This window comes from Ectothiorhodospira shaposhnikovii (genome assembly GCF_016584105.1).
In the GTDB taxonomy this organism is placed as follows: domain Bacteria; phylum Pseudomonadota; class Gammaproteobacteria; order Ectothiorhodospirales; family Ectothiorhodospiraceae; genus Ectothiorhodospira; species Ectothiorhodospira shaposhnikovii.
This window is the reverse complement of sequence record NZ_NRSM01000021.1, coordinates 1-24,506: the sequence shown is the minus strand read 5'-3', so window position 1 is coordinate 24,506 and position 24,506 is coordinate 1. Positions and strand designations below refer to the sequence as shown.

General features: G+C 63.2%; 21 protein-coding genes and 1 pseudogene. 17 read left to right on the top strand and 5 right to left on the bottom strand.

Going from position 1 to position 24,506, the window contains the following annotated elements; translation table 11 throughout:
- Positions 1-97: 97 nt before the first annotated feature.
- Positions 98-298 (bottom strand): hypothetical protein, encoded by a 201-nt coding sequence (locus CKO35_RS12180; RefSeq protein WP_200176425.1) that lies wholly within the window; start codon positions 296-298, stop codon positions 98-100.
- A gap of 77 nt (positions 299-375) precedes the next feature.
- Here CKO35_RS12180 and CKO35_RS12175 point away from each other — a divergent pair, with 77 nt between their 5' ends.
- From CKO35_RS12175 to CKO35_RS12095, 16 genes and pseudogenes are all read left to right on the top strand, one after another.
- Entirely contained in the window at positions 376-810 is a 435-nt protein-coding gene (locus CKO35_RS12175; RefSeq protein WP_200176424.1) for a DsrE family protein, read from the top strand.
- 306 nt (positions 811-1,116) lie between these two features.
- Positions 1,117-3,714 (top strand): Fe/S-dependent 2-methylisocitrate dehydratase AcnD, encoded by a 2,598-nt coding sequence (gene acnD, locus CKO35_RS12170; protein WP_200176423.1) that lies wholly within the window; start codon positions 1,117-1,119, stop codon positions 3,712-3,714.
- A gap of 90 nt (positions 3,715-3,804) precedes the next feature.
- Positions 3,805-4,986: a 2-methylaconitate cis-trans isomerase PrpF gene (prpF, locus tag CKO35_RS12165; protein ID WP_200176422.1), complete on the top strand. Its 1,182-nt coding sequence runs from the start codon at positions 3,805-3,807 to the stop codon at positions 4,984-4,986.
- Between the two features lie 171 nt (positions 4,987-5,157).
- Positions 5,158-7,920 carry a prolyl oligopeptidase family serine peptidase gene (locus CKO35_RS12160; RefSeq protein ID WP_200176421.1) on the top strand — a complete coding sequence of 921 codons (2,763 nt, stop codon included), beginning with the start codon at positions 5,158-5,160 and terminating at the stop codon, positions 7,918-7,920.
- 33 nt (positions 7,921-7,953) lie between these two features.
- Positions 7,954-8,274 carry a c-type cytochrome gene (locus CKO35_RS12155; protein ID WP_242467172.1) on the top strand — a complete coding sequence of 107 codons (321 nt, stop codon included), beginning with the start codon at positions 7,954-7,956 and terminating at the stop codon, positions 8,272-8,274.
- Positions 8,275-8,333: 59 nt separating this feature from the next.
- Positions 8,334-8,888: a heme utilization cystosolic carrier protein HutX gene (gene hutX / locus CKO35_RS12150; protein ID WP_200176420.1), complete on the top strand. Its 555-nt coding sequence runs from the start codon at positions 8,334-8,336 to the stop codon at positions 8,886-8,888.
- On the top strand, positions 8,885-9,550 hold the full coding sequence (locus CKO35_RS12145) for an SDR family oxidoreductase (RefSeq protein ID WP_200176419.1): 666 nt from the start codon (positions 8,885-8,887) through the stop codon (positions 9,548-9,550). Before hutX ends, CKO35_RS12145 begins: the two co-directional genes overlap by 4 nt.
- A 182-nt stretch (positions 9,551-9,732) precedes the next feature.
- Positions 9,733-11,766, top strand: coding sequence for a TonB-dependent hemoglobin/transferrin/lactoferrin family receptor (locus CKO35_RS12140; protein WP_200176418.1), 2,034 nt, complete (start codon positions 9,733-9,735; stop codon positions 11,764-11,766).
- Between the two features lie 55 nt (positions 11,767-11,821).
- Positions 11,822-12,703, top strand: a complete 882-nt coding sequence (locus CKO35_RS12135) for a heme/hemin ABC transporter substrate-binding protein (protein ID WP_200176417.1) — start codon at positions 11,822-11,824, stop codon at positions 12,701-12,703.
- The gene (locus CKO35_RS12130) at positions 12,700-13,779 is read left to right on the top strand and encodes a FecCD family ABC transporter permease (protein ID WP_200176416.1); all 1,080 of its coding nucleotides are present in this window, start codon (positions 12,700-12,702) and stop codon (positions 13,777-13,779) included. The genes CKO35_RS12135 and CKO35_RS12130 overlap by 4 nt, the downstream gene beginning before the upstream one ends.
- On the top strand, positions 13,776-14,603 hold the full coding sequence (locus CKO35_RS12125; protein WP_200176415.1) for a heme ABC transporter ATP-binding protein: 828 nt from the start codon (positions 13,776-13,778) through the stop codon (positions 14,601-14,603). Before CKO35_RS12130 ends, CKO35_RS12125 begins: the two co-directional genes overlap by 4 nt.
- A complete protein-coding gene (locus CKO35_RS12120; protein WP_200176414.1) occupies positions 14,600-15,913 on the top strand; it encodes a radical SAM protein in 1,314 nt (437 codons plus the stop codon). The genes CKO35_RS12125 and CKO35_RS12120 overlap by 4 nt, the downstream gene beginning before the upstream one ends.
- A 149-nt stretch (positions 15,914-16,062) precedes the next feature.
- Positions 16,063-16,911, top strand: coding sequence for an HDOD domain-containing protein (locus CKO35_RS12115; RefSeq protein WP_200176413.1), 849 nt, complete (start codon positions 16,063-16,065; stop codon positions 16,909-16,911).
- Positions 16,912-17,083: 172 nt separating this feature from the next.
- Positions 17,084-19,513: pseudogene (locus CKO35_RS12110) on the top strand (ribonucleoside triphosphate reductase).
- Positions 19,500-20,129 carry an anaerobic ribonucleoside-triphosphate reductase activating protein gene (locus CKO35_RS12100; RefSeq protein WP_200176410.1) on the top strand — a complete coding sequence of 210 codons (630 nt, stop codon included), beginning with the start codon at positions 19,500-19,502 and terminating at the stop codon, positions 20,127-20,129. Before CKO35_RS12110 ends, CKO35_RS12100 begins: the two are co-directional and overlap by 14 nt.
- Before the next feature lie 68 nt (positions 20,130-20,197).
- A complete protein-coding gene (locus CKO35_RS12095) occupies positions 20,198-22,015 on the top strand; it encodes a sensor domain-containing diguanylate cyclase (RefSeq protein WP_200176409.1) in 1,818 nt (605 codons plus the stop codon).
- Here CKO35_RS12095 and CKO35_RS12090 read toward each other — a convergent pair.
- From CKO35_RS12090 to CKO35_RS12075, 4 genes are read right to left on the bottom strand one after another with little or no spacing between them, the layout of a single operon-like run.
- The gene (locus CKO35_RS12090) at positions 22,001-22,315 is read right to left on the bottom strand and encodes a DUF3325 domain-containing protein (RefSeq protein ID WP_200176408.1); all 315 of its coding nucleotides are present in this window, start codon (positions 22,313-22,315) and stop codon (positions 22,001-22,003) included. The two genes, CKO35_RS12095 and CKO35_RS12090, sit on opposite strands and share 15 nt — an antisense overlap.
- The gene (locus tag CKO35_RS12085) at positions 22,308-22,538 is read right to left on the bottom strand and encodes a hypothetical protein (RefSeq protein ID WP_200176407.1); all 231 of its coding nucleotides are present in this window, start codon (positions 22,536-22,538) and stop codon (positions 22,308-22,310) included. The genes CKO35_RS12090 and CKO35_RS12085 overlap by 8 nt, the downstream gene beginning before the upstream one ends.
- Positions 22,483-24,024 (bottom strand): PepSY-associated TM helix domain-containing protein, encoded by a 1,542-nt coding sequence (locus tag CKO35_RS12080; RefSeq protein WP_200176406.1) that lies wholly within the window; start codon positions 24,022-24,024, stop codon positions 22,483-22,485. The genes CKO35_RS12085 and CKO35_RS12080 overlap by 56 nt, the downstream gene beginning before the upstream one ends.
- A 26-nt stretch (positions 24,025-24,050) precedes the next feature.
- Positions 24,051-24,254: a hypothetical protein gene (locus CKO35_RS12075; RefSeq protein WP_200176405.1), complete on the bottom strand. Its 204-nt coding sequence runs from the start codon at positions 24,252-24,254 to the stop codon at positions 24,051-24,053.
- A gap of 63 nt (positions 24,255-24,317) precedes the next feature.
- Here CKO35_RS12075 and CKO35_RS12070 point away from each other — a divergent pair.
- Positions 24,318-24,506 (top strand): transposase (locus CKO35_RS12070; protein WP_200173378.1); only part of this gene is annotated, 189 nt, incomplete at its 3' end.

Here is a 24,506-nt window from a genome sequence, read left to right as displayed (position 1 = left end):
CGCAATCATAATTAGGTTGGAAGGGGCAGCGGCCCCGGCCCGGCCGGTAACTTTACCCAATCAGGCCCGGGGAAACCAGCCCGAAAACTCGGGTTTTTCAAACCTGTCCAAAGAGATGCCACAACAGGAACCCGCCATACACCCCCAGGAGCACCAGGCTCAGGATGGTGATGGGACGCATCCCCTTCTGCTCCGGCACCGGTAGTCCCTGGGCCTGCAGGCGCCGGTGCTGAAGCCAGCGTTTCAGGCGCCACCAGGCAAACAGAATCAGGATCAGCAGGGTCAGAAACTTGAGCATGCGACGCGTGGCCCTCGCAATATTAGTAGTGAGTGATATACTTCAGGGGCCATTTCCAACAAGGAGTACCGCTTACCATGAAGCACCTGAAGACTGGATTGATCGCCCTGGTGATGCTGCTGGCCCTGGCGCCCCTGGCCCAACTGGCCGCCGCCGAAGACAACCGCGTCCTGGTGACCGTCAACAGCGGCGAGCCCCAGACCCAGGCCATGGCCATGATCCTGACCCGCCAGCTGGTGGAACGGGGCGCCACGGTACAGGTTCTGCTGTGCGACCAGGGTGGCGTGATGGGGACCAAGGCCTATGACGGCCCGGTGATGAAAGGCCCCGATGCCACCGCGCAGCAGATCATGCGCGGCGTGATGCAGGCCGGCGCCAAGGTCAGTGTCTGCGCCCTGTTCCTGCCCAACAGCGACTTCACCCGGGATGATCTCATTGAGGGCGTGGATGTGGCCACCCCCCCGCAGATGGGTGAGTTCATGATCAAGGGCACCCGTTTCCTGAACTTCTGATGCCCTTGGGGCGGCAGTGGACAGTCCACTAACACACTGGACAACGCCACTGCCGCCTCTCCCCTCTTTTGCCGTCACCTCTCACTGCGCATCTTTTGCCGTCCCCCCTCTCTTTTCCGGATTCCCGCTTGCGCAGTAATGACTGGCCTGTTCAGCGCTTGCGCGGGCATGACTGGCCTGCTCAGAACACTGGAACACCGGCTCCAGACTTCTTCTTATATCTGTATAATCGCACCACTTAATGGTGGGGTGTCTGATCCCCTACTCAGGTTCGGCTTCAAGGATTTTCAAGCGAGTTTCCAAAAGATGAACACTGAATACCGCAAAAACCTGCCAGGAACAGCGCTGGATTATTTCGACACCCGCGCCGCCGTCGAGGCCATCCAACCCGGCGCCTACGACACGCTCCCCTATACCGCCCGCGTCCTGGCGGAAAACCTGGTGCGCCGCTGCGAGCCCGAAGGACTCACAGACGCACTCAGGCAGATCATCGAGCGCAAGCGTGAACTGGACTTCCCCTGGTTCCCCGCCCGCGTGGTCTGCCACGACATCCTGGGCCAGACCGCCCTGGTGGACCTGGCCGGTCTGCGGGACGCCATCGCCGAAAAAGGCGGCGACCCGGCCAAGATCAACCCGGTGGTGCCCACCCAGCTGATCGTGGATCACTCCCTGGCGGTGGAACACGGCGGCTTTGAAGCCGACGCCTTCGAGAAGAACCGGGCCATTGAGGACCGCCGCAACGAAGACCGCTTCCACTTCATCAACTGGACCAAGCAGGCCTTCCGCAATGTGGACGTGATCCCCCCCGGCAACGGCATCATGCACCAGATCAATCTGGAAAAGATGTCGCCGGTGATCCAGGTCCGCGACGGCGTGGCCTTCCCGGACACCTGCGTGGGTACCGACAGCCACACCCCCATGGTGGATGCCCTGGGCGTGATCTCCGTGGGCGTGGGCGGCCTGGAGGCCGAAAGCGTGATGCTGGGCCGGGCTTCCATGATGCGCCTGCCCGACATCGTCGGCGTGGAACTCACCGGCAAACTCAAGCCGGGCATCACCGGCACCGACATGGTGCTGGCCCTGACCGCCTTCCTGCGTCGGGAGCGGGTGGTGGGCGCCTATCTGGAATTCTTCGGCGAGGGTGCCGATGCCCTCACCGTGGGCGATCGGGCCACCATCGCCAACATGACGCCGGAATACGGCGCCACCGCCGCCATGTTCTACATCGACGGCCAGACCATTGATTACCTCAAGCTCACCGGCCGCGACGACGCCCAGGTGGCCCTGGTGGAGACCTACGCCAGGACGGCTGGCCTGTGGGCCGACAGCCTCAAGGGCGCCGAATACGAGCGGGTGCTGCGTTTTGACCTGTCCGCCGTGGAACGTACCCTGGCCGGCCCCTCCAACCCCCATGCCCAGCTGCCCACCCGGGAACTGGCCAGCCGCGGCATTGCCGGGGCCTGGACCGAGGAGCCGGGCAAGATGCCCGACGGGGCCGTGATCATCGCCGCCATCACCAGCTGCACCAACACCTCCAACCCGCGCAACATGGTGGCGGCGGGCCTGATCGCCCGCAATGCCAACCGGCTGGGCCTGACCCGCAAGCCCTGGGTCAAGTCCTCCCTGGCCCCCGGCTCCAAGACGGTGAAGATGTACTTGGAAGCAGCCGGCCTGCTGCCGGAACTGGAGCAACTGGGCTTTGGCGTGGTGGCGTTCGCCTGCACCACCTGCAACGGCATGTCCGGCGCACTGGACCCGAAGATCCAGCAGGAGATCATCGACCGCGACCTCTACGCCACCGCCGTGCTCTCCGGCAACCGCAATTTCGACGGCCGCATTCACCCCTATGCCAAGCAGGCCTTCCTGGCCTCCCCGCCCCTGGTGGTGGCCTATGCCATTGCCGGGACCATCCGCTTCGACATCGAGAAGGATGTGCTGGGACACGATGCCGACGGCAATCCCGTCACCCTCAAGGACATCTGGCCCAGCGACGAGGAAATCGACGCCATCGTGCGTGCCAGCGTCAATCCCGAACAGTTCCGGGAGGTCTACATCCCCATGTTCGAGGCCCGGGACCAGTCTACCGAAACCGTCCCCCCCCTCTACGACTGGCGCCCCATGAGCACCTACATCCGCCGCCCCCCCTACTGGGAAGGCGCCCTGGCCGGTGAGCGCGCCCTCAAGGGCATGCGCCCGCTGGCGGTGCTGGGTGACAACATCACCACTGACCACCTGTCGCCATCCAACGCCATTCTGGCCAGCAGTGCCGCCGGGGAATACCTGGCGAAAATGGGCCTGCCGGAGGAAGACTTCAATTCCTACGCCACCCATCGCGGCGACCACCTGACCGCCCAGCGGGCCACCTTTGCCAACCCCAAGCTGCTCAACGAGATGGTGCGGGATGAAAACGGCCAGGTGAAGCAGGGCTCCCTGGCCCGGATCGAGCCGGAAGGCCAGGTGACACGCATGTGGGAGGCCATCGAGACCTACATGGCCCGCCGGCAGCCCCTGATCATCATCGCCGGTGCCGACTACGGTCAGGGTTCCTCCCGCGACTGGGCGGCCAAGGGCGTGCGTCTGGCGGGGGTGGAGGCCATCGTTGCCGAGGGCTTTGAGCGCATCCATCGCACCAACCTGATCGGCATGGGCGTGCTGCCGCTGGAATTCCAGCCGGGCACCAACCGCAACACCCTGGCCCTCGACGGCACCGAAACCTATGATGTGATCGGTGAGCGCAAGCCGCGCACCACCCTCACCCTGGTGATCCATCGCCGCAACGGTGAGCGGGTGGACGTGCCGGTGACCTGCCGGCTGGATACGGCGGAAGAGGTCTCCATCTACGATGCCGGTGGTGTCCTGCAGCGTTTTGCCCAGGACTTCCTGGAGGCGGAAAACGCCGCCTGAGCCACTGCAGACCCCTCTCCCCTTGCGGGAGAGGGGTGTTCACCCATCCAAAGCCCTGAGTTGTTGCCAGGATTTCCAGGAGACATCTTCGTGAGCCACAAACCCCAGATCAGGATCCCCGCCACCTACATGCGCGGCGGCACCAGCAAGGGCGTGTTCTTCAACCTGACCGACCTGCCCGAGGCCGCCCAGGTCCCCGGGCCGGCACGGGACGCCCTGCTGCTGCGGGTGATCGGCAGCCCCGACCCCTACGGCAAACAGATCGACGGCATGGGCGGCGCCACCTCCAGCACCAGCAAGACCGTGATCCTGTCTAAAAGCACCCGCCCGGATCACGACGTGGACTACCTGTTCGGCCAGGTCTCCATCGACAAGGCCTTCGTGGACTGGAGCGGCAACTGCGGCAACCTCACCGCCGCCGTGGGGGCCTTCGGCATCAGCACCGGTCTGGTGGACCCCGACCGCATCCCCGACAACGGCATCGCCACGGTGCGCATCTGGCAGGCCAACATCGGCAAGACCATCATCGCCCACGTACCCATCACCGACGGCGCGGTACAGGAAACCGGCGACTTCGAACTGGATGGGGTCACCTTCCCCGCCGCCGAGGTGCAGATCGAGTTCATGGAACCGGCGGATGACACCGGCGGCTCCATGTTCCCCACCGGCAATCTGGTGGATGATCTGGACGTCCCTGGCCTTGGCACCCTGAAGGCCACCATGATCAATGCCGGCATCCCCACCATCTTCGTCAACGCCGAGGATATGGGCTATACCGGCACCGAACTGCAGGAGGCCATCAACGGGGACACCGAGGCGCTGGAGCGATTCGAGACCCTGCGCGCCCACGGCGCCCTGCGCATGGGCCTGATCAGTGACCTGAAAGAGGCCGCCCAGCGCCAGCACACCCCGAAGGTGGCCTTCGTCGCCGGGCCGAAGGATTATGTGTCTTCCAGCGGCAAGCCCGTCCGGGCGGAGGATGTGGACCTGCTGGTGCGCGCCCTTTCCATGGGCAAGCTGCACCATGCCATGATGGGTACGGCCGCCGTGGCCATCGGTACCGCGGCGGCCATCCCCGGTACCCTGGTGAACCTGGCGGCCGGCGGCGGTGAGCGTACCGCGGTGCGTTTCGGCCATCCCTCCGGCACCCTGCGGGTGGGTGCGCAAGCCCGTTGCGAGAACGGCGAATGGACGGTGACCAAGGCCATCATGAGCCGTAGCGCCCGGGTACTGATGGAAGGCTGGGTCAGGATTCCCGCGGACAGTGTCTGATCTCCCGGCGGCCGGACCGGCCTCCCGATGATGTAAAAGCCCCGGCCTCGTCCGGGGCTTTTACCGATCAATACACAGTCAGTCCATAAGGAAACCGGACTAGAGCCATTATTGCGAATAATTATCGTTTGTGTTTTCATGTCTTCAACACGCTGACAGGATTCACAAACCATGGACAGACAGACACCCTCGCCTGCTGCCGCAAAGATCGTGTCCGCTGCCCGGACCGCCATGCTTGTCCTGCTCTGCCTGATGCCGCCCCCGCTTCTTGCAGGCACGGAGGCCCGGCAGACCCTGACACCCGATGACTACCATCTTTGGCATACCATCGCCAACGCCGGCCTGTCGGCCGACGGCCTGTGGTTCTTCCATAACCAGGTGGGCACGGTTCGAGGCGAATCCCAAACCCAGGTCAGGAGCACGGTCGAGCCGGATCGACAGTTCCAGTTCGAAAACGCCTTTGGTCATGGGTTTTCGCCGGATGGACGATGGTTTTTCTTCCGCACCCAGACCGTGGCCGGCAAGGGTATTCAGGACACGCCGCCCCATGAAACCCGTCTGGGCGCGCTGCGGCTGGATACGGGAGCCGTCACCTTCTTTTCCGGCGTGATCAGCCATGAAGTCTCGCCCGATGGGCGATTCCTGGCTGTCCGACGGACCATGCCGGAGAATGAAACAGCCCACGACGGCGAATTACTGCTCCACGACCTGTCAAGATCACAGTCGATCCATATACCAGGGGTTCAGGAACACCGGTTCAGTACCGGGTCCGATTACCTGGCAATGACGATCAGGGCGCCCGACTCCCATGAAGTGGTGGTCCTGAATCCGGCCACGGGCAACCGTCGCACCCTGGACCAGCATTCCGGAGGTCATTTCCATCTGAGCTGGAGTCCCGACGGTCAGCGTCTTTCCGTGTTCCGCGCCGCTGACGGCAAGCCTCGGGAGCCGCTGACCGCCCTGGTGTTTGAACAGCTGGATGCCCGTCCGGTACGCCACACCCTGACACCACCCCGGAGCGAAAAAGAAGATACCGCCACGCTGGCCTTTGCCCAGGGACGCTGGCCACGATGGTCGGATGATGGCCTGCGCCTGTTCTTTCCCATGACACCGGTCCAGGCCGTTGAGGGTACGGAACCAGAGGAGGAAGCCGTCCTTCCTCCCAGCAGCGTACAGATCTGGCACTGGCGCGATGACCCCATCCAGCCCTATCGGCAGAAGAAGGGAGATGACCGTGCCCTCCCCTATCTCTGGGCGGTCTGGCATCTTCAGGATGGGCGTTTTTTTGCCCTGACCGATGAACCGGGCCTGAGCCTGGAGCTGGTGCGGGGACAACATCACGCGGTACTCCACGATCCCCGGCCCTATCAGCCCCAATTGCGGGATCAGTGGAACGACATCCATCTGATGGATGTTCACAGTGGTGAAAGGAACCTGGTGCTTGAGCGCTACGAGTCCGTGAGCAGTTCCCCACAGGGCCGCTACCTGCTGTATTTCTCCGGTGAGGACTGGTGGACCTACGACATCCAAACCGGCCGGTACGCCAATCTGACGGCAACGGTGGCGAGCCGCTTCAATGACTTCACCCAGGTCAACGGACGTACCATCGGCCGTCCCTTCGGTCATGGCCAGTGGGCCGACGAGGATGCCTGGGTGCTGCTGTATGACCAGCATGACGTCTATCTGGCCCATCCGGATGGCGGACACATCCAGCGTCTCACCCACGGGACCGAGCATGGCATCCGCTACCGCCAGGCCATCCTGGACCGCCTGAAGCCCAGCCTGGACCCGGAAGATCCCATCCACCTGGAAACCTTCGGCCTGCGCACCAAGGACACCGGCTATGCACGCTGGCATCGCGGCACCCTGGAAACCCTGATTCATGGCCCCATGCAGGTGGATCAGCTTCAGTATGCGGCCGCCACCGGTCAATATGTGTACCGGTTACAGACCGCGATCGACTCGCCGGATTATTTTCTCACCGACAGTGACTTTGTCAGGCATCATCGCCTCACCCATACCAATCCTCAGCAGGCGAGGTTTCACTGGGCCGGTGATGAACTGATCCGCTTCAGGACCGCAAAGGGGGAACCGCTGGAGGCCCGCCTGCTCTACCCGGCGGGTTACGAACCGGGCCGGCAGTACCCCATGATCGTGCACATCTATGAGCAACGCTCGGATACCCTGCATGAATACACCCTGCCCCGTCACAATCACGCCTTCAATGCCCGTCGTCTGTCATCGGAGGGTTATTTCGTCCTGGAGCCCGACATCCAATACGAACTGGGCCGACCCGGTGAGTCTGCACTGGAGAGCGTGGTGCCGGCAGTCAAGGCAGTCCTGGAAAGCGGCCGGGTGGATCCGGCACGCATCGGCCTTGTGGGACACTCCTGGGGCGGCTATCAGGTCAGCTACATCATCACCCAGACCGACCTGTTTGCGGCCGCCGTTGCCGGCGCTCCCATCACCAACCTGATCAGCAAATACAACTCCATCTACTGGCGCACCGGCATCCCGGAGCATCTCATCTTCGAGACCGGCCAGGCCCGGCTACCAAAACCCTTCTGGGAAGATCTGAACAGCTATGTGGCCAACTCCCCGGTATTCAATGCCCAGGGCATCGACACCCCCTTGCTGGTGATGTTCGGTACCGAAGACGATTCTGTGGCCTTCAACCAGGGGGTAGAGATCTACAACACCCTGCGCCGCATGGGAAAACCCATCGTCATGCTGGCCTACGGAGGTGAAGGGCACAATCTGCGGCGCCGGGAAAATCAGCTGGATTATTCCATCCGTGTCTCCCAGTGGCACGAGCACCTGCTCAAGGGCGATGAACCGGCCCGCTGGATTGTCCATGGTCTGCCCCTGATACAGCATGCCACCATCGGCAATGTCGCAGTCCGTGCATTTCGTGAAGATATAAATGATAATTGACATCACCTTCACTAAATAAAAAGAGGTCATCAGATGTCCCTGTTGAAAAAATCTTCCCTGGCAGCCGCTTCCATCTGCATGCTGGCCATCACCACCCCCCCCGTACTGGCGGACATGGAGATAGCCAACCAGAGTGGATGCATGGCCTGTCATCAGATTGACGGCCAGGCCATCGGCCCCAGCTACAAGGACGTGGCCGCACGCTACCGGGGAGATGCCGGTGCCGTCGACAAGCTCACCGCCAAAGTGCGTGATGGCGGGGTCGGCAACTGGGGGGACATGCCCATGCCCCCCAATGCCTGGGTTGGCGAAGACAATATCCGCATGCTGGTGAAGTGGGTACTTAGCCACTGATTCGCCCGGGACCACCCGGGTTCTTCACCCTTTGATCCCGATACAGGAGGACCACTCCCATGGCATCAGCCGCTCACCACGATACCGTCACCGGCCTGGATGAGGTGCGCAAGCAGCTGGCCCAATCGGCGGACGGCATCCTTGAAGACATGGCCCGGCAGGCCCGCTGCTCCATGCTGGACATCATCCACTGCCTGCCCCAATCCCTGTGGACCGAGGTGCGTGGCAGACACTTCATCAACGTCATGCATGCCCTCTCCGACTGGGGCGATCTGGTCACCGTGGTCCATAACCAGGACGTGATTCTGGAATTCAAGGGACCGATCCCCCGGGGCAAGACCGGTCATGGTTTTTTCAACCTGCATGGCAGCATCGGCCTGTCCGGTCATCTGCGCCCGGAACGCTGCGCCCATATCGTCTTCGTCAGACGCCCCTTCATGGGGATGGAGACCGCCTCGATCCAGTTCTTCAACGAAACAGGCGACTGCATGTTCAAGGTCTTCCTCGGGCGTGACGAACAGCGGCAGTTGCGCCATGACCAGCTGGACCTGTTCGAGCGTCTGCAAAAGGCCCTGCTGCACCTGGATGAGGCCGACCAGGAGGCCTGCGCATGACCCCGGTACTCATCTTCGGCGCCACCCGCGGTGTGGGTCTGGAACTGGCCCGGCTGCTTCGCCGTGACGGAACCCCGGTATTGGCCATGGTTCGCCCTCGCACGGATGCCCTGCCCCTGCTGGAAATCGGTGCCGACATCATGCCCGGCGATGCCCTCGACCCCGTTGCCGTCAAGCAGGCCCTGGATGCGCTGGGTGCCCAGGGCATCGTCGTCTCCACAATATCGGGCCGGACCGAAGACGGTCGTTACGTGGACGACGCGGGCAACCGGGTCATTGTCGATACCGCCGCGATCCGGGGGGTCCGGCACTTCATTCTGGTGACCTCCATCGGCTGTGGCGAGATGATGCCTTTCCGCTCGGAGCGTGCCATTGCTGCCTTCGGGGATGTGGTGGATGCAAAGACCCGGGCGGAAACCCATCTCAAGACGTCGGGCCTGCCCTTTACCCTTATTCGTCCCGGCGGTCTTGGCAATGAGCCGGCCACGGGCCGGGGCATGCTGTCGGAAAACCCCGCCATTCACGGTTTCATTCAGCGGGAAGACGTGGCACTGCTGATCCGACAGGTGATGTCCGACCCCGGCGCCATCGGCAAGGCCTATGCCGCCGTGGACAGGGATCGCGCCCGGATCGATCCGATACCCGAAGCCGGAACGGGATGAGGCCCTTGACTTGCAAATAACAATCAATATCATTTCATGATTCGTGTTTCTCATAGCCACGGAAACACCTGAGTCCACCTGCAGCTCAGCCCGCCACCGACCCTGTCGGCAAGCCAGCCAGGCCGCCTTTTCAAGCTTGGGACGGAGTGTGCTTCCACTCTCCGTCAGGTTCTGGAGGTTTCATGACGCGCCCGCGCCTGTGCATGCTCACCGCGGCCATCGCCGCAGCCCTTTCCGGTACTGCCCATGGGGGCGATCCGAGCGGAGACCATCTTCATGCCTCGCTAACGCTGCCTGCCCTGCTTATCGAAGCCACCCGCATGCCGGCACCGGTGGAGCAGATCAATGCCCCGGTGGCCGTGCGCGACAGAGAAGCCATGGACCGGGATCAGGCCGCCAACCTGGCGGACATCATGCGCATGCTGCCCGGCATCGGCATCGGCGGCGGCACCCGTTCCATCGCCATGGAACCGGTGATCCGGGGTCTGAGTGGAGAACGGGTGGTGATCCGGGTGGACAATGCCCGCCAGAATTTCGGCGCGGGACACAAGGGCAGAATCTTCCTGGACCCCCTGCTGCTTGAACAGGTGGAAGTGCTCAGGGGACCTGCCTCCACACTCTATGGCTCGGGTGCTCTGGGCGGCGTGGTGAACTTCCGCACCCAGGATGCCGATGGTTTCCTGGGCCCGGACGCCAATGCCGGTGGCCGGGTGAGCGCCGGCTACCAGAGCCAGGGGGATCAATCCCTGTTCTCGGCCACCGCCGCGGCACGGGGAGAACGCCTCTCCCTGCTGGCCAATGTACTCAGGCGGGAGCAATCCGACATTGAGGACGGGCGCGGTGACACAGTCCTGTACACCGGTGACGAGATCACCTCCGGCCTGCTCAAGGGCACACTGACCCCGGCACCGGGGCATCGTCTGACCCTCAGCCTTCAGGCCTTCCGGGACGATCACGAGATCCCTTCCAATGCCAACAGTACCGGTACCGACAGCGGCAGCACCGCCATCATCGTCGATCGCCGCACGGACAACCGGACACAGACCCTGCGTTATCAACTGAATCCCGATGACAGCCGCTGGCTGGATCTGGACGCCACCCTCTACGGCAATCAGGTGGAACTGGACGAAACCCGCACCGACACCGACCGCAACGACGTCACCAAGCTCAACACCCTGGGTCTGGACGTGACCAACACCCTGCGCCTTGATACCGGCCCCGTGGATCACATGGTGGTCATCGGGCTGGAGCATTACCGGGATCGCCAGAAAGGGGAACGGGACGGCGAGAGCCGTCCCATGTATCCCGATGCCCGCCAGGCAGTCACCGGGATCTTCCTGGTGGATCGCCTGCTCATCACGGATCGTCTGGAGATCGCACCAGGCCTGCGATATGACCACTTCAGCAAGGATGCCGATGACCACGACCGGCTGACCGAATCCGAATGGTCAGGACAGATCAGCGCCACCTATACCCTGACACCCGGCTGGGAACTGTTTGCCGGCTATTCCGAGGCCTTCCGCGCGCCCTCGCTTACCAACCTGTACGTGGGCGGCATCCACTTCGGCAACAACCGGTTCGAGCCTAACCCGGACCTGCGACCGGAAAAGGCACGCAACAAGGAACTGGGCCTGACCCACCATGCACGGGGCCTGTTCCATCCCGAAGACCGGTTGCGGGCAAGACTCTCGGTGTACCAGAACGACGTGGAGGATTTCATCGACCAGATCGTGGAGCTGGAGATGCCGGCCTTCGGCCCCCCCATCCCCGGTGGGCGCACCTACTTCGAGAACGTCAACGACGCCCGCCTGCGCGGTCAGGAACTGGAGATTCATTACACCCATCCGGATCACTTCATCACCCTGAGCGCCGCCCGTCAACGGGGAGACAACCGCACCGATGGCGGCCCCTTGTCAGGCATTCCCGCCGATAACCTGGCAATTGAAGGGGGCGTACATGTCATGAATGGTCGGCTAACCCTGGGTGGCCGCGTGACCCATGCCTGGTCCCAGGACCGGGTACCGGACGATGCGGATACCGCCGACAGCTACACCCTCACCGATGTCTTTCTGACCCTGCGGCCCGCCGCTGACCGGGACCGCGTGCGGGTGGATTTCGGCATCGACAACCTCACCGACAAGACCTACCGCCCTCACCTGTCGTCCATGAATGATCCGGGGCGCAACGTGAAGATCCAGGCCAGCTATCGCTTCTGACATCAAGGAGACCCTGCCATGAACCCGCTGAACATCCGCAGCGACCGAGGCCGACATGCACCGTCGTGAACTGCTGCGCCTCCTGGGCGGTATGGCCCTGACCGCCCTGCCCCCCGGACTGTGGGCCATGCAGCCTCCCGCCGATGGCGGGCTGTCGGACCAGCACCGCCTCATCACCATCGGCGGCGGATTGACAGAGACCGTCTTCGCCCTGGGTGCCGGCGACCGGATCGTGGGCACCGACAGCACCAGCACCTTCCCGGCAGCCGCCGAAGCCCTGCCCAGGGTGGGCTACCAGCACACCCTCACCATCGAGAGCCTGCTGGCCCTGCGACCCCACGCCCTGATCCATGACGGCAGCGCCGGCCCCGAAGGCACGCTGACCCGGGCCCGGGAAGCCGGCGTACGGATACTGACCGTCTCCGGGGAACCGAGCATGGAAGGGTTCAGGAGCAGGGTGCATACCCTGGGACAATGGCTGGATGCGACAGAAACCGCCCGGCGGATCATCGACGATGTGGACGAGGATCTGGAGCGGTCCAGGGATCTGCAGGCGGAATTTCCCCGCCCCCCCGCCGTGGTGGCCCTGATGGCCCACGGCCAGGGCAATGCGGTGGCCGCAGGCAGGGACACCAAGGCGGATGCCCTGATCCGCCTGGCCGGTGGACGCAACGTCTTCACCGACTTTGCCGGCTATCGGCCCGTGTCCCGGGAAGGCGTCATGGCCAAACGCCCCGATGCCCTGGTGATCACCGGGGCGGCGGCGGCGGACTTCGGCGGCATGCTGGGACAGGTGCCCCAGTATGTGGAAGACACCCTGTTCCTGCTGGGGTTCGGCCCCAGGCTGGGCGAAGCGGTACTTGCGGTTACCCGCTTTCTGGGTGGCAAGCCACCGGCCCCCCGGGAAGCGGCCATCACCGACATGGCCCGGGCATGAGTGCAGCGGCTTCCGAAATCCCCGCCGCCGTGGCCATACCAACACCCGGTTCCCGATCGGCCCGCGCCCGCTGGGTGGTAATCGCCCTGGTGCCGGCGGTTCTCGCCGCCGCCCTGCTGGGACTGACCACCGGTGCGGTGGAGGTGAGTCCGGCTGAAGTCCTGTGGGTACTGACCGGACATCTCGATGACCCGTTTCTGCGGGAGGTCATTCTCAACCTGCGCCTGCCCCGGGTCCTGGTGGCCATCACCGTGGGTGCCGCCCTGGCCGTGAGCGGGGTGGCCCTGCAGGGCCTGTTCAGAAACCCCCTGGCCGATCCGGGACTGATCGGTGTGTCCGCCGGCGCGGCCCTGGGAGCAGTCAGCGTGATCGTGCTGGGCACCACCGTGCTGGCCCCCCTGGTCATGGCGCTGGGCGTGTTTACACTACCCCTTGCGGCGTTTGCCGGTGGCCTGGGTACCACCTGGCTGGTCTACCGGCTGGCCAGTCACGGCGGACATACCTCGGTGGCCACCCTGCTGCTGGGCGGTATCGCCATCAATGCCATTGCCGGCGCCGCCACCGGGATGCTGATTTACATGGCCGATGACCAGCAACTGCGCACCCTCACCTTCTGGAACATGGGTTCGCTGGCCCACGCCGGCTGGACCCTGTGGGCCGTGAGCGCGGGACTGGTGATGCTGGCCCTGGCCTGCATGCCCCTGGTGGCCCGAGCCCTCAACGGCCTCATGCTGGGAGAGTCCGTGGCCTCCCACCTGGGCTTCCCCGTGCACCGGATCAAGACCCTGGTGGTGGTCACGGCTGCCCTGGCGGTGGGCGCCTCCGTGGCCATTGCCGGCATCATCGGCTTTGTCGGTCTGGTGGTGCCCCATCTGCTGCGCCTGACCATCGGCCCGGATCACCGTTATCTGCTGCCGGCCTCGGCCCTGGGGGGCGCCCTGCTGCTCCTGCTGGCCGACGCCCTCGCCCGCATCATCGTCGCCCCTGCGGAGCTGCCCATCGGTCTGCTCACATCCCTGCTGGGGGGACCATTTTTCCTCTGGCTGCTGCTGCGGCAAAAAGGGAGGCTCGGATGAACACACAGGCCCTGGCAAAGGTTTCCCATCTGGTGGTGGAACGGGGTGGACGGTACCTGCTGGATCAGGCCTACCTTGAGGCCCACCCAGGTAACGTGCATGTGCTGGTGGGCCCCAACGGTGCCGGCAAGAGCACATTGCTGTCGGTGATGGCCGGCGATCTGCGGCCCAGCAGCGGTGAGGTCACCTGGTGCGGACAGGCACTGGACCAGTGGTGTCCCCATGCCCTGGCCCGCTGCAGGGCGGTACTGCCCCAGGAAAACGTGGTCACGTTCCCGCTCACCGCCTGGGAAGTGGCGGAAATGGGCCGTCTTCCCCATCGCACCCCGGACCGGGACGCCAGAATCGTCCGCGAGGCCCTGGACCGGGCCGGCGTATTACACCTGTCGGGCCGGGATTACCGCAGTCTTTCCGGTGGGGAGCGTCAGAGGGTACAAATGGCCCGGGTACTGGCCCAGGTCCACGACACCGGACCGGACCAGCCGGGCCTGCTGCTGCTGGACGAACCCACTTCGGCCCTGGACGTCAGGCACCAGTTGCGTCTCATGGAACTGCTGCGGGTGGACGCCGCCCGGGGCCGGACCATCCTGGTGGTGCTGCACGACCTGAATCTGGCCGCCGCCTATGCGGACCACATCACCGTGCTCAAGGACGGCAAGGTGGTAGCCAGCGGCACCCCGGCGCAGGTCATGCGCGCCGAAACCATCACCCACGCCTGGGGGGTGGAATGCCTGGTGGAAAGGGACAGTCTCACGGGATGCCCCTGGGTCCGCATGCGCTATGGTCTGGGGCGCGCCACCGCTCACCGGGAGCACGCCGCATGACCACCGTCCTCCACAGCGGCATTTCAAGCGTGCCCATGCCGGCCTTCAGCGAGGAACTGCCCTACCCCCGGCGAAAGCGCAGTCACCATGATGCCATCATGCCACTGCAGCCCCTGTGCGATGGCACCGGAACCCTGGGCGAGCATCTCAAGGACCGGATAGCGGACCCGCAGCCCAGGGCCATTTACCTGCACATCCCGTTCTGCCGCAGGATCTGTCATTTCTGCAACATGCGCCGGATGAAGGGCAGCCCCGAGTCTCACTATGCCGATCTGCTGATCCGGGAAATGGAAGCCGTCACCAGGATCCCCTATGTCCGGGACGGCATGTACGGCGCCGTGTATTTCGGTGGCGGCACCCCCAGCACCCTGTCCACGCCCGACCTGCAACGGGTCCTGCAGGCACTCAGGACACATTTCAATCTGACGGATGATGTGGAAATCACCCTGGAGAGCAGCCTGTCCGATCTGGATGAAGACAAGCTGAAGGCGGTCATGGCAGAAGGCGTCAACCGGCTCAGTCTGGGCGTGCAAACCTTCCATGACCGTGGCCGGCGACTGCTGGGCCGGTTGGGTGACGGGGACTGGGTCAAGGCGCGCGTCCGGCGCTTCCGCGACCTGGGGCTGGACAACCTGGGCATGGATCTGATCTACCACTACCCCATGCAGAGCGACGGGGAACTGGCCCACGACCTTGCCGCCATCGCCGAGCTGGATCTGGCGGGTTTTTCCCTGTATTCCCTGATGATCCGGGAAAAGAGCCGTCTGGCCCATGAACACATGGCCCACGCCGCCCAGACTCCGCAGACCCTGGCCCGGGAATGGCAGCTGTTCTCACGGATTCTGGAAGCCGGTCAGCGACAGGGGTTCGAAGTTCTGGAACTGACCAAGATGGTGAAACCCGGCAGGGACCGTTACCGGTATGTGGCATTGCGCTACCAGGGCGGAGACACCCTCCCCCTGGGTGCCGGTGCCGGCGGACGACTGGCCGGCATGATGCTCATGAACCCACTGGCTCTGGACGCCTATACCCAGGGCCTGGAGAGCGTGACCGGTCGTGAGGGCATGACCACCCGTCCGCCATATGATGCCCTGTATCGCTTCATCGGTGCCATTCAGTTCGGTCGGGTGACGCTGGAGCCCGTGCCGGAAGCGGCTCATGGGGCCTTGCTGAAACGGTGCGAGCAACTGGTGGATCAGGCACTCCTGACCCCTCTCAAGGACGGTTGTTACCCCCTGACGCCGAAGGGTATTTTCTGGGGCAATAACCTGGCGGCGGAACTGGCAGGCTGCGTCATGGAGCATCTTTGAAAGGTATTCTGGCCATGGCTAACCGCAACCGGACACCACGTCCAGCCATCATGCGCGGGAAGGTTTCAGGGAAAATGCCATTTGATTTCATCTGTCCTCTGGAGCCATCATTGCAAGGTTGATCACAAACCCGGGGCTGAGATTGCGTTATGGATGATGGGAAAGCCGTGAGAGAATTTGAAATACCGGCACGGCCTGATGTACTGGCGGAAATTCAACGACTGCGGACTCTTCCAGGCGTCACCTTGAACCAGTTTGCCGACGTCATCGCCCGGGATGTGGGCCTGTCGGCCAGCGTACTCAAGACGGTCAACTCTCCCCTGTTCGGCCTGGGCCGGCAGATCACGGACATTCAAAACGCGGTCTCCCTTATGGGCACCAGCGCCATCAGTCAGCTTGTGGCGGCCCAGAAACTGCGACAGTCCATCACCGGAAACTCTTCCATCTCCCTTGAAAAGTTCTGGGATACCGCCACTCAGACTGCCAAAACCATGCTGCTGCTCAGGGAGCATCTGGAGTTGTACAAGACATGCCCGGCGGATGACACCTACAGTTTCGGCCTGTTCCGTGATTGCGGCATCCCCATCATGGCCATCAAGTATCCCGACTACCGTGCCGTACTCATGGAAGCGAACCAGACATCAAACCGGATCTTTACAGATGTCGAAGAAGATCACTATCCGACCAACCACGCAGTGATCGGCTACTACGTGGCCAGCTCCTGGAATCTCCCCCCGCCACTCGCCCAACTGATCCTGCGGCACCACGATCCCTCGTTTCTGGAAGACAGACATATCAACCGGCCACTCAAGGATCTGTATGCAATCAGCAAACTCGCCGTCAATATCCTGAGTCGAGTGAAGTACGATCGTGACGACAGCGAGTGGTCGGCCACCAGCGCACAGACGCTGGATCACCTCGGCCTGACCGAATACGACCATGAAGTCCTGCAGGCAGACCTGTCCGATGAACTGATCCTGCAGCACGATATTTGCTGATTCCTCGACGATACTCCCCGTTTTTTCAGCCCATGTATTCCCATCCGCCCAGGCATGTGCAAGCGTCATCTGCGAAATCTCGCAGATAGGGCCGATCCCCCCGTATCACCGCGCACCAAGCCGCGCCATCGACAACGCTCCCCATCCCCGGTCCCATTGGGCTTGATGCCCAATGGATGTCGGGCGTGTGCCATCCGCAGGGATTACGGGTCACCTTCACCATGGCAACCATGAACTTCAGCGGACTTTGCAGCACAACCCCACCCAGGCCCTTTCACAAAATATTGTGCCTGCTATAATCCACGCCACCATATCTAGTCACACAAAGGATCCCATATTCATGGAACCCCTGCCTTCCCGAATGCCCGCCCTGCCCACCCAGGTCATCAAGCGCGACGGCCGTCGCCTGCCGTTTGATGCCGATCGCATCGAGTCCGCCATCCGCCGGGCCGGTCAGGCCACCGGAGAATTCGGAGACCATGAAGCCACCCTGCTCACCGCCCAGGTGGTGAAGGTGCTGGCCCATCGTTTTGCCCAGGGTCAGTGCCCGGACATCGAAAACATCCAGGATGTGGTGGAACAGACCCTGATCAGTGCCAACCATCTGCGCACTGCCCGGGCCTACATCGTCTACCGGGAACAGCACAAGGCCCTGCGGGCCGACCGCCGGACCCTGGTGGACGTGGATGCCTCCATCAGCGAATACCTGGACCGTTCCGACTGGCGGGTGGCCGCCAACGCCAACCAGGGCTACTCCCTGGGCGGCCTGATCCTCAACACCTCCGGCAAGATGATCGCCAATTACTGGCTCAACCACGTCTATCCACCGGAGATCGGCCAGGCCCATCGGGACGGTGACTACCACATCCATGACCTGGACATGCTGGCCGGCTACTGCGCCGGCTGGTCCCTGCGCACCCTGCTGGTGGAAGGCTTCAACGGCGTGCCGGGCAAGGTGGAAGCCGCCCCGCCCCGCCACTTCTCCTCCGCCGTGGGCCAGATCGTCAATTTCCTGGGTACCCTGCAGAACGAATGGGCCGGCGCCCAGGCCTTTTCCAGCTTCGACACCTACATGGCCCCGTTTGTCCGGGTGGACCGGCTCGACTACGCCCAGGTCAAGCAGTACATGCAGGAACTGATCTACAACCTCAACGTCCCGTCCCGCTGGGGCTGCCAGACCCCCTTCACCAACCTGACCTTCGACTGGGTCTGCCCGGAAGACCTGCGGGAGCAGGTGCCCGTCATCGGTGGCCGGGAGCAGGATTTCTGCTATGGCGACCTGCAGGCGGAGATGGACATGATCAACCGGGCCTACATCGAGGTGATGACCGAAGGTGACGCCCGGGGCCGGATCTTCACCTTCCCCATCCCCACCTACAACATCACCTCGGATTTTCCCTGGGAAAGCGACAACACGGAACGGCTGTTCGCCATGACCGCCAAGTACGGCCTGCCCTATTTCCAGAATTTCCTCAACTCGGAGCTGTCGCCCAACATGGTGCGCTCCATGTGCTGCCGGCTGCAGCTGGACCTGCGGGAACTGCTCAAGCGGGGCAACGGCCTGTTCGGCTCGGCGGAGCAGACCGGCTCCCTGGGTGTGGTCACCATCAACTGCGCCCGCCTGGGCTTCACCCATCGGGGGGACGAAGCCGGTCTGCTTTCCCAACTGGACCGGCTGCTGGAACTGGCCCGCAACAGCCTGGAGATCAAGCGCAAGGTCATCGCCCGACACATGGAGGACGGGCTGTTCCCCTACACCCGGCGCTACCTGGGGACATTGCGCAACCACTTCTCCACCATCGGCGTGAACGGCATCAACGAGATGATCCGCAACTTCACCGCCGATGCCGAGGACATCACCTCCGACGCCGGCCATGCCATGGCCCTGCGTCTGCTGGACCACGTCCGCGCCCGGATGCTGGAATTCCAGGAAGAGACCGGCAACATGTACAACCTGGAAGCGACACCCGCCGAGGGCACCACCTACCGCCTTGCGCGGGAGGATCAAAAGCGCTATCCGGGCATCATCCAGTCCGGCACCGCTGATGCCCCCTATTACACCAACAGCTCCCAGCTGCCGGTGGGTTTCACCGCCGATCCCTTCGAGGCCCTGTCCCGCCAGGAAGCGCTGCAAACCCGCTACACCGGCGGCACCGTGCTGCATCTGTACATGGGCGAGCAGATATCCTCCCCGGAGGCCTGCAAGCGCCTGGTACGCCGGGCCCTGGAAAACTTCCGTCAGCCCTACATCACGGTCACCCCGATCTTCTCCATCTGCCCAAAGCACGGCTACATCGCCGGCGAGCATGCCTTCTGCCCCCACTGCGACCAGGAGATCATCGCCCGCAAGCAGGCCCAGGCCGCTGCTGTGGCCTGAGCCGCACCCAACCATCTTTTAAGGAGACCGACCATGAACACGAACCACAACCACACTGCCGGCATCACCCTGAGTGACGAGGAACGCACCCCCTGCGAGGTCTGGACCCGGGTCATGGGCTATCACCGCCCCGTGTCCGCCTTCAACAGGGGCAAGCAGTCGGAACACGCGCAGCGCCGCTACTTCGAGGAGCCTGGTGTCGCGTCGGACCATGCAAACCGCTGAATATGCAGTGACGGCCACGGCGGCCGGGTCGCTGCGGGTGGGGGGAATGATCCCCCTCACCACCATCGACTATCCCGGTGAGCTGGCAGCCGTGATCTTCTGTCAGGGCTGCCCCTGGCGCTGCGGGTATTGCCATAACACCCGGCTGCAGCCTCCACGGACGGAGGCGCCGATAGGTTGGGACCAGGTGACGGCATTTCTGGCCCAGCGCCGCGGGCTGCTGGATGCCGTGGTGTTCAGCGGCGGCGAACCCACCCTGCAGAGCGGGCTGGCACAGGCCATGGTCCAGGTGCGAAAGATGGGCTTCAAGGTGGGGCTGCACACCGCCGGCATCTACCCCGAGCGCCTGGCCAGAGTTCTGCCCTTCACCGACTGGGTGGGCCTGGACATCAAGGCCCTGCCCGAAGACTATCCGGCGATCACGGGTATGCCGGGTTCCGGCGAGGCCGCCTGGGAAAGCCTGTACCGGGTGCTGGCCACCGATGTGGCCCTGGAGGTGCGCACCACCGTGGTACCTGAAATGGAAGCACAGCTGTCCGCACTGCAATCCCGCCTGGCCCGGGCCGGGGTCCAGCGGCACCGGCTTCAGCCGGTCAGGTCCCCTTCAATCCCCTGAGGTCCCCTCCTGCAACCGGGTGACATGGTAATCTTCACCAGTTATGTCCCCGGTACGGACCTCAAGGCATGTCACTCAAACGCTACATCATCCTGCTGCTGGGCACGGGCCTGGTGCTGCTGGTGGCCATTCAGTGGTGGCTCACCTATCAGGCTGCGGAATCGATGTCCCTGCGCCTGCAGACCCGGCTGGCGGAGGAGGTGAGCAGCCAGGTGAACGACAAGGTACGCCAGTTCTTTGAAGTCCCCCGGCAGGTGGTAAGTCTCAATGTCGCCCAGGTCCGTCAGGGAGTGATCGATCCCCGCGAACCAGAGACCATGACTCGCAACTTCCTGCTGCAACTGGAGCAGCAGCCTCTGCTCACCTTTCTCTCCACGGGCACACCCGAAGGAGAATATTTTGCCGCCAGCCGTCCCCCGCTGGGCGAGGATCGCGGTCTGCGCATATTGCAGGCCAGCGTCGACAACCACCGCGTCATGTCCCTCTACCGCGCGGACGAACGTAATCGCCCGGGGGAACTGATCGATGCCGGCAACGACCACTACGATGCCCGTCTCCGCCCCTGGTTCGTGGCTGCCCTGGCGATGGGCCGCATGAGCTGGTACCCGGTCTACCGCTATGCCATCAATGACCCCGCCGGTGACTACGGCACCATGGGCCTGGGCATATCGGCCCCTCTGTACGGCGCAGACGACCAGTTCGTGGGGGTGATTAGCGCCGATCTTTCGATTGTGCAACTCAGCCGCTGGCTGAGCGAAGTGATGGAACGCTCCGGTGGCGTGGCCTTCATCACCGAATCGGACGGAAAACTTCTGGCAAACTCCACCCCGGACCCGGTCTATTTCCTGAGCCGTGACGAAACCCGCAGGATCAGCATACGGGAAAGTGACTCGCCCCTGCTCAGGGAACTGGGTGAACTGCTGGAGCGACAGACGGAATCCGAACAGGGGCGGATACTGCATCAGATCGGAGATGAACGCTACCTGGTGGACTGGGTAAGCTACTCGCTGCAGGACGGCCCGACCCTTCAAATCGTACAGGCGATCCCACAGACCCAGTTCATGGCACCGATGCTGGACCTGATACGGAAACTGTTGCTGGTTGCCGCCGGGATACTGTTGCTGGGGATGCTGCTGATCACCCTGGTGAGCATCTGGGTCACACGCCCCCTGGTGGCCTTGAGCCGCTGGGCAACCCGGCTCGGGCGGGGAGACTGGACTTACCGGCCTGACATCCGCACCCCGGTGATGGAAGTCAGCCAGTTGTCACAGGCATTGGGACAGATGGCCTATCGCATGGCACGGCAGACCCAGGATCTGGAACAGCAGGTGGCCGCACGCACCCGGGAGCTGGAGCAGGCCAACCGGGAATTGTCCCGCCTGTCCCGCACCGACGCCCTCACGGGTCTGGCCAACCGACGCTGCTTTGACGAAGTGCTGGCAAGGGAATGGGCCAGAACCCGTCGTTTCGCCCAGCCACTGAGCCTGTTGATGCTGGATATCGACTGGTTCAAGGCCTACAACGATCATTATGGACATGTGGCCGGGGACCGCTGCATGCAGCTGCTGGCCGATGTGCTGCGGCAGCATACCCAGCGGGCCAGCGACCTGGCGGCCCGCTACGGCGGCGAGGAATTCGCGATCATCTGCGGCGGCCTTGACCATGCGGAAGCCCTGGGACTGGCGGAAGACATCCGCGACATGCTGGAACACAAGGCACTGCCCCACGAAAACTCCCCCTTGCAGGTGATCACCGTGAGCATCGGGGTAGCGACGCTGGGGAGGCAGGAAGCATGCTCACCCGAGGCACTGATCAGGGCGGCAGATCTTGCCCTCTATCGCGCCAAGGCCTCCGGCCGCAACCGGGTGGTCTCATCCGGGCCATAACCGGCGAAGCCAGGCAGACCGCCAGGCAAGCAGCAACGCAACACATACCCCGGCCAGGGCCAGCAGCATGAACCAGACCAGTGCCGCCATGGAGGCATGATCGGCCAGCAGACACAACCCCAGGGAACCCAGCAATGATGCCCCTCCCAGCAGTCTCAGGGCACTGCGGGTGCCCGGCGAGGGGCCGACCCGCCCGAATACCTGCCGCCAATGAACCTCCATTGCCAGGGCCAGCCAGGCGAATCCCAGCAACGCGGCCAGGGTCGCCCCCATGAGATAAATCGCTGCCGCATCAACCATGTTGTTTGCCCGTCGCCCGCTTCAAGGTCCTGCCAACAGGTGCTGCCGCACTGGCCTCGTGGAAGCTATGGGCGGACTCCCGCTTCCACAGCAATCGGGCCGCGCCCGTGGCCAGCAATGCCACCCCCAACAGACTCACATCGACCCCCGCCACCGCCCAGTAGCGGTCAGTGAGCGCGGTCTTGAGCAGATGGTCGCCGGTGGTAGCCCAGTTCAGCAGCACTGCAGCCACCGCCAGTACCGCGATCACCCGACACTGTTCCCTCCAGGCAGGATTGATCCGTGCCGCCGTTACCGGGGCACTGCGCCACAGGGCATGCAGCAGGGTAAGTACCCAGGCGACCCTTCTCCCAATCCCCCTTACCAATCAGGTCGGAAGGCAGTATCCGATTCACCACCAGCATGCCGATGGCGGCAATCACCATGCCCGTCACCGTGGTCACTGCCAGGGCATCCACCAGGCGACTTCCCTGACCTCCCGCTTCTGCGTGTTTCCTTTTGCGCTTTTCCACGAAGAAGACAAAGCCGGTGGCAATACAGGTACACCCCAGCAAGCCTCCCAGCACATATAACCAGCGCAGGAACCAGTGTTCAAAGTGCTGCAGGTGCAGGCCAACAAGAAAATCGTGGATCTCCGAAACCACGGTCCGTGGTGGATCTTCCCGCAGCACTTCCCCAGTACTGGCCTTGAAATGGATGCCCTCCCCCACCAAGGCCACGCGGTCGCTGCCGGCACGATACAGGCTCACATAGCCATTGACATCCCCTACATGGCGAACCACCAGAAACCCCACATCCCCTGGCATACCACGGGCATCCCAGCGCCGCTGGGCCTCGGCCATCATGGCATCCACCGAGGCCAGTGGCGCTGGATGCCCGGACCGTTCATAAGGCAAACCGATTTCCAGCGCCTCCCGCTGATGCTCCAGATCATGCAGCGGCTTGAGCAGCGTATTGCCGACCGGAAAGTAAAGCCAGCCGGCAAATATCAGCAGTCCTGTAAAGGCAAAGAAGAAGTGAAAAGGCAGCGCCACCACGCCGGTAAGATTGTGAAGATCCAGGGTACTGCGCAGGATCTGGTGGCCAGGACGGAAGGTGAAGAATTCCCGGAAGAGCTTGCGGTGGATAATCACACCGGTCACCAGCGCCACCAGCATGAAGAATCCGGCCAGACCCACGATCCAGTAACCCAGGTACTTCCATGTCCAGTTCAGGCTGTAGTGCATGGGGTAAAACCAGCGACTGCCGATCTTGAGTGCGTCATCCGGTACCAGGACGCCGCTGCGGGGATCAATGGTTACGTCCCCGTGAATATGATTGTGGGCCGCCGGATCCCTGGGATGGGGCACGCCAAACCCCACCCCCATGACAAGCACCGGATCCCGATGGGTGGTGTAGGCCCAATACTCGTCCACGGGAAGTTCCAGGCGCGGGGTCATCGGGCCCTGGCCGAAATCATGCAGCCAAGGCATTTGTCTCTCGTACTCCTTCTGGTCCGGCTCCACCTGCCGCAGGACAGGCAACAGGATATGATCGAAGGAGGGCATGGTCTGAGGCTCGAATCGGGTTTCCGGAATCGCCCAGCGGTCGATCTCCCGGTCAAACACCGACAACGTGCCGAAAAAGAACGCAACCATCAGCACAAACCCCAGTATCAGACCGAACCAGGTGTGCAGCCAGGCCATGGTTTGGCGGAAACTGCTGAACATCAAAGGAACCTCCGACCGTCCGGCACTCATATCAAGACGCCCTGCAGCAGCCAGGCCATGCCGGTCATGAGTCCGGCCCCACCCACCAGCATGACCCACACCCATTTCAGACTGCCGGCCGAAAAGGCCCACAGGAACAGGCCCAGGAACAGGATGAAGGCCAGCATCAGCATCCCCATCTCTGCTTCATGGAAATCCACTCCCAGGGCTACCAGGACGGTAATGCCCAATGAAGTGGTTCAATTGTAGCGGACACCCCGTTAAGCCTCGTAGGCTATGCATCGGAGGTGTTCATGAGCAAGAAGGCACGACGTCGATACACGGCGGAATTCAAGGCTGAGGCAGTGGCGTTGGTTGAGCGCCAGGGGTATGGGGTGGCCGAAGCTGCCCGGTCTCTGGGAATCAATCGCAGCCTGTTGGATCGGTGGTTGCGCAAGGAACGTGAGCGGCAATCTCCCCAGCATGACCAACAGGAGGACCAG

Excerpts from the sequence above, each read along its gene's own strand:
- CKO35_RS12175 (WP_200176424.1), top strand. The coding sequence starts at position 376 with ATGAAGCACCTGAAGACTGGATTGATCGCCCTGGTGATGCTGCTGGCC.
- CKO35_RS12100 (WP_200176410.1), top strand. The coding sequence starts at position 19,500 with ATGCAAACCGCTGAATATGCAGTGACGGCCACGGCGGCCGGGTCGCTG.
- CKO35_RS12180 (WP_200176425.1), bottom strand. The coding sequence starts at position 298 with ATGCTCAAGTTTCTGACCCTGCTGATCCTGATTCTGTTTGCCTGGTGG.
- CKO35_RS12080 (WP_200176406.1), bottom strand. The coding sequence starts at position 24,024 with ATGTTCAGCAGTTTCCGCCAAACCATGGCCTGGCTGCACACCTGGTTC.
- CKO35_RS12160 (WP_200176421.1), top strand. The coding sequence starts at position 5,158 with ATGGACAGACAGACACCCTCGCCTGCTGCCGCAAAGATCGTGTCCGCT.
- hutX (WP_200176420.1), top strand. The coding sequence starts at position 8,334 with ATGGCATCAGCCGCTCACCACGATACCGTCACCGGCCTGGATGAGGTG.
- CKO35_RS12090 (WP_200176408.1), bottom strand. The coding sequence starts at position 22,315 with ATGGTTGATGCGGCAGCGATTTATCTCATGGGGGCGACCCTGGCCGCG.
- CKO35_RS12095 (WP_200176409.1), top strand. The coding sequence starts at position 20,198 with ATGTCACTCAAACGCTACATCATCCTGCTGCTGGGCACGGGCCTGGTG.
- CKO35_RS12145 (WP_200176419.1), top strand. The coding sequence starts at position 8,885 with ATGACCCCGGTACTCATCTTCGGCGCCACCCGCGGTGTGGGTCTGGAA.
- CKO35_RS12135 (WP_200176417.1), top strand. The coding sequence starts at position 11,822 with ATGCACCGTCGTGAACTGCTGCGCCTCCTGGGCGGTATGGCCCTGACC.
- CKO35_RS12115 (WP_200176413.1), top strand. The coding sequence starts at position 16,063 with ATGGATGATGGGAAAGCCGTGAGAGAATTTGAAATACCGGCACGGCCT.
- CKO35_RS12140 (WP_200176418.1), top strand. The coding sequence starts at position 9,733 with ATGACGCGCCCGCGCCTGTGCATGCTCACCGCGGCCATCGCCGCAGCC.
- CKO35_RS12120 (WP_200176414.1), top strand. The coding sequence starts at position 14,600 with ATGACCACCGTCCTCCACAGCGGCATTTCAAGCGTGCCCATGCCGGCC.
- acnD (WP_200176423.1), top strand. The coding sequence starts at position 1,117 with ATGAACACTGAATACCGCAAAAACCTGCCAGGAACAGCGCTGGATTAT.
- CKO35_RS12155 (WP_242467172.1), top strand. The coding sequence starts at position 7,954 with ATGTCCCTGTTGAAAAAATCTTCCCTGGCAGCCGCTTCCATCTGCATG.
- CKO35_RS12130 (WP_200176416.1), top strand. The coding sequence starts at position 12,700 with ATGAGTGCAGCGGCTTCCGAAATCCCCGCCGCCGTGGCCATACCAACA.
- CKO35_RS12125 (WP_200176415.1), top strand. The coding sequence starts at position 13,776 with ATGAACACACAGGCCCTGGCAAAGGTTTCCCATCTGGTGGTGGAACGG.